At 67.3% G+C, this 4525-nt stretch carries 2 protein-coding genes and 2 pseudogenes; 1 reads left to right on the forward strand and 3 read right to left on the reverse strand.

What is annotated here, in order from left to right; genetic code table 11:
- The 3 genes and pseudogenes from glpK to AC27KI_RS19225 all read right to left on the reverse strand — a co-directional run.
- Positions 1-1352 (reverse strand): annotated as a pseudogene (glpK, locus tag AC27KI_RS19215) (glycerol kinase GlpK); the annotation flags it as partial.
- Positions 1353-1404: 52 nt separating this feature from the next.
- On the reverse strand, positions 1405-2169 hold the full coding sequence (locus AC27KI_RS19220; protein ID WP_284394152.1) for a DeoR/GlpR family DNA-binding transcription regulator: 765 nt from the start codon (positions 2167-2169) through the stop codon (positions 1405-1407).
- Positions 2170-2451: 282 nt separating this feature from the next.
- Positions 2452-3723 carry a porin gene (locus AC27KI_RS19225; protein ID WP_487115306.1) on the reverse strand — a complete coding sequence of 424 codons (1272 nt, stop codon included), beginning with the start codon at positions 3721-3723 and terminating at the stop codon, positions 2452-2454.
- 401 nt (positions 3724-4124) lie between these two features.
- Between AC27KI_RS19225 and AC27KI_RS19230 the strand changes: the two are divergent.
- Positions 4125-4525 (forward strand): annotated as a pseudogene (locus AC27KI_RS19230) (ATP-binding cassette domain-containing protein); the annotation flags it as partial.

Below are 4525 nucleotides of genomic sequence, written 5' to 3' on the forward strand. Positions count from 1 at the left end.
CTCGATCACCGCGGGCCGCACCACGGGAATGCCCAGCAGGTCGGCCTGGAATTGCATGAGCAGGTCGTTCACGCAGGCGCCGCCGTCCACGCGCAGCTCGCTCACCGGCGCGCCGCCGGCGGCCACGGCGTCGCGGCTCATGGCCTGCAGCAGCGCGGCGCTCTGGTAGGCGATGCTCTCCAGCGCCGCCCGCGCGATGTGGGCGAGCGTGGTGCCGCGCGTGAGGCCGGTGATGGTGCCGCGCGCGTCGGGCTTCCAGTAGGGCGCGCCCAGGCCGGTGAAGGCGGGCACCATCATCACGCCGCCCGAATCGGGCACGCTTTCGGCGAGCGACTGCACCTCGTTGCTGGCCGAGATGGCGCGCAGGCCGTCGCGCAGCCACTGCACCACGCGCCGCCGACGAACACGCTGCCTTCCATGGCGAACTCGGGCGTGCTGCCGGCCAAGCTGAGCGAGGCCGCGCCGGGCGGCGCCGTGCCGATCTGGGCCGCGCTGGTGGTGAGCAGGCCGTTGGTGGAGGTCTGGAACTTCTGCCCCGTGTGCATCAGCATGAAGCAGCCGGTGCCGTAGGTGTTCTTGGCCATGCCGGCCTTGAAGCAGGCCTGGCCGAACAGCGCGCTCTGCTGGTCGCCGGCCACGCCGCCGATGGGCAGGGCGCTGCCCAGCAGCTCGGGGTGGGTGTCGCCGAAGTGGGCGCTGGAGGGGCGCACCTCGGGCATGAGGGCGCGCGGGATCTGCAGCAGCTCCAGCAGTTCGTCGTCCCACTGGTTGGTGCGCACATTGAAGAGCATGGTGCGCGCGGCGTTGCTCACGTCGGTCACGTGCACCTGGCCTTGCGTGAGCTGCCAGATGAGCCAGCTGTCCACGGTGCCGAAGGCCAGTTCGCCGCGCTCGGCCTGGGCGCGCGCGCCGGGCACGTGGTCCAGCAGCCAGCGCAGCTTGGTGCCCGAGAAATACGCATCGATCAGCAGGCCGGTCTTGGCCTGGATGGTGTCGGCCAGGCCGCGCTCGCGCAGCTCGGCGCACAGCGGCTCGGCGCGGCGGTCCTGCCAGACGATGGCGTGGTGCACGGGCTCGCCGGTGCGCCGGTTCCACAGCACCGTGGTCTCGCGCTGGTTGGTGATGCCCAGCGCCCGCACGTCGCCGGCCTTCAGATTCGCCTGGGCCAGGGCCTGCCGCGCGGTGGCCAGCTGGGTGCGCCAGATCTCGCGCGGGTCGTGCTCCACCCAGCCGGGCTGCGGGTAGATCTGCGGCAGTTCCAGCTGTGCCTGCGCGACGATGTGGCCGCGCTCGTCGAACACGATGCTGCGGGAACTGGAGGTGCCTTGGTCGAGGGCGAGCAGATAGGTCATGGTGGATTCTGGAGGGAGAGGGCCGGCAGGGTGCCGCAGGGCGGTGGGGGCGTCATCCAGCGACGGTGCAGTCCACGCCGGCATCGCGCAGCAGCGCGGGAAAGGGCTCGGGTGGCGGCGCATCGGTGAACAGCCGGCCGATCTGCGCCAGCGTGGCGGCCTGCACCATCGCCGCGCGGCTGAACTTGCTGTGGTCGGCGGCCAGCCAGACCTCGCGGGCCTGGGCGATGATGGTCTGCGCCACCTTCACCTCGCGGTAGTCGAAGTCGCGCAGCGTACCGTCCGACTCGATGCCGGAGATGCCGATGAGCGCGATGTCCACCCGGAACTGGCGGATGAAATCCACCGCGGCTTCGCCCACGATGCCGCGGTCGCGCGAGCGCACCACGCCGCCGGCCACGATGACTTCGAAGTCGGGCTTGCCGCTCAGGATGGCGGCCACGTTCAGGTTGTTGGTGATGACGCGCAGGCCGCGGTGGTGCATGAGCGCCCGGGCGATGGCTTCGGTGGTGGTGCCGATGTTGAGGATCAGCGAGCAGTCGTTGGGCACCTGGGCCGCCACGGCGCGCGCGATGCGGGCCTTGCCGTCGGCATGCAGCGTTTCGCGCTGCGTATGGCCGAGGTTCTCCACGGTGGAGGTCGGCACCCGCACGCCGCCGTGGAACCGCCTCACCAGCCCCAGTTCGGCCAGCCGCTGCACGTCACGCCGCACCGTCTGCAGCGTCACGCCCAAGGTGTCGGCCAGCTCCTCCACGGTGGCGGATTGGCGGGAGCGGACCTCTTCGAGCAGGCGCAGTTGGCGGGGGTTGGTGTTCACGGAAAGGATTCGGGTGGCGAAGCGAAATCGAAAAGAAATGACAGCGCAGGGTCCGCAGCGGGACTGCCTGACTTTAAAGCGAACCAAAACGAACAGTTCCAGGGTAAACCTTGATGGGAAACGATCAAGAAGCAACAATCCCGATCCGGATCGAACGCCGAGGCGGAGGGCGCCGCGGTCGGTGCCCCGCAAGGTTTTCAGTGGCCCCGGACGAAAAAAATCCCCCTTGCGGGGGATTTGTCTCGGCGGCCAAAGGCGTCTCTTGGAAGACTGCGGAGCGCGTCAGAACCGGTGGCGAATCGACAAGGCGATGCTGTTCACGTCCTTGCCTGGGGAGGCAGCCACGCCTCCGATGAAACCGTTGCCACCCAGAAAGTCCTGCGAGGTGTTCTTGTTTTCCAGGTGCGTCAGCACGGCGCTCACGTCGGTGCGCTTGGACAGCGCGTAGGTGTAGGCCGCGCCGTAGGAGTAGCGGTCGGCATTGAACGGGCGCTTGTCGTTCATGTTGTTGTAGGCCACGGTCACCGTGTGCACGCCGCTGGTGATGCGGTAGCCGACCTGGAACAGGCGGGCGTCCTGCTTGAAGCCCTGGATGAACGCGTTCTGCACCAGGCCCGCCACCGGCGCCGTGGCCGGGTTGGCCGACAGGCTCGCGGCGATGGTGGACAGGTCGCTCGGGTGGTCGTCCTTGATGACGGCGTACTGGCCGGACAGCGTGCCCGGGCCGATGTCCAGCGTGGCACCCACGATGCCGGTGGTGAGCGACTTTTCGCCCAGTTCGTTGTTGCGGGTGTTGTAGCCGCCGCCGAACGAATAGCCGTCGCCCTTGTAGATCGCCATGATGCCCAGCAGGCGCCGCGCGCTCGGCTTGCCCGCCACCTCGCCGGCGGCGTACATGGCGGTGGCGGTGAGGCCGTCCTTTTGCAGGGCGTACTGGATCGAGTTGCTGACCCGGATGTCGAACGAGTTCGGGATCGCCACCAGTTGTCCCAGGGACAGGCTGGACTCAGTCTTCATCGCATCGAAGTTGCCGGTGGCCAGGTAGCCGGGCGTGTACTGGCGGCCGAACGTGAAGGCGCCGAACGGGGTCACCAGACCGCTGAATATCTGGCGGTCGAAGAAGGTTTTGTTCAGGTTGACGCCGATGTTGGAGCCGATCTGATTGGCCACGGCGGTCACCGCGGGCTGCAGGGCCGCGGGCAGGCCCAGCGAGGTGGCCGTGCTCAGCCGGTCGGGCAACTGGCCCAGGGACACGGGGCGGTTGCTGGTGTCGCCGGTATCGGCCTCGATCCGCGCTTCCATGGTGAAGATCGCACGGTAGCCACCGCCCAGGTCTTCGTTGCCCTTGAAGCCCAGGCGCGAGCCTTCCATGTTGCCGCTGATCAGCCGGGTCTGATTGCCGCCGGGGCCGCCGGTCACATGGCTGACGCCCAGGTCCACGATGCCGTACATGTTGAGGCTGCTGCTGCCCGCCATGCCCGACGTGCTTTGTGCCATGGCGACCGACGATAGACAGGCAAGAACAGCCACCGACAGCACACGCATTTTGTTCATGACATCTCCCAGATACGAAATTGGACGGGAGCGCCGCCGACACCGCCGACGCTCGTGGATGAAGCCCGAGACTAGGGGCAATGTTTCAAGCGGTAAAGGGTGTGAATACCGAGCAGGGCGTTTGCGACACAGGGGAAAACCCGGAACCTCCAGAGCACGGAGTGCGCTGGAGACGCTGTTTTTTTGGCCATCGCCCTCGCTGCAGACGTCCTTCGCCGCACGGCGCGCTGACGGTGGGGTGGGGCGCGCCACTGGCGCCAAGCGAACAAAAACGAATCAATCAAGGGTAAACCTTGATTCAAAACGATCACAAAACAACAAAAATGATCGCAATCGAACAACGAAGACTTGACCGTGCGCGCTCTGCGCTGCGGTTCGGGTCGCAGAAATGGGGTAGCTGCATGCAGCTGGCACTTGAGAGCATCAACAAGCGGGTAGGGGCCCAGACCTGGCTGCATGGCATGGACATGGCGCTGCAAAGCGGCGCGGTGACCGTTCTGCTGGGCGCACGCAGGCGGGAAAGACCAGCCTGATGCGCATCATGGCGGGGCTGGACAAGCCGACCGAAGGCACGGTGCGCGTGGATGGTGTGGACGTGACCGGCGTGCCCGTGCGCGAGCGCAACGTGGCCATGGTGTACCAGCAGTTCATCAACTATCCCTCCATGACGGTGGCCGACAACATCGCCTCGCCGCTCAAGCTGCGGGGCGACAAGGGCATCGCCGAGCGCGTGCGCGCCTTGGCCGAGCGGCTGCACATCGACATGTTCCTGAACCGCTACCCGGCCGAGCTGTCGGGCGGG

Source organism: Acidovorax sp. KPB24-03 (assembly GCF_057546605.1).